Annotated in this window: 1 protein-coding gene; it reads right to left on the bottom strand. The window is 30.9% G+C overall.

The features are described from left to right. Positions 1–147: 147 nt before the first annotated feature. Positions 148–327, bottom strand: a 180-nt coding sequence (locus H740_RS12135) for a hypothetical protein (RefSeq protein WP_231679315.1), incomplete at its 5' end; no start/stop codon positions are given.

The raw sequence follows: 327 nt of genomic DNA, 5'->3' as shown, positions 1-327 counted from the left end.
ATTTTACACACTTTAGCCTTAGAAAAATATTTCTTAAGGTAAAATTTATATATTTTTTGCAAGCGAAGTGAAAATCGTATTTTTTGCATGGAGATATTTCTAAATTTTATGCACCAAGACCTGCGTCTTTACGATGCAAAATTTGGATTAGTTAAATTTGAGGTTACAGCTTTGATTTCTTTGTATAGGGGCTTTAAATTTAGCATTTTCAGGGTACGGGTTTCGGTGACTCAAATTTGAAGCCGAAATTTGTAAATTTGACTTCAAATTTGAATACAAAACGATAAGGCGAAGTATTTTTGAGATGGATTTGAATGTTGTGCAGAA

This window comes from Campylobacter showae CC57C, assembly GCF_000344295.2.
Classification (GTDB): Bacteria; Campylobacterota; Campylobacteria; order Campylobacterales; family Campylobacteraceae; genus Campylobacter_A; species Campylobacter_A showae_B.
This window is presented reverse-complemented; position numbering and strand designations above follow the sequence as displayed.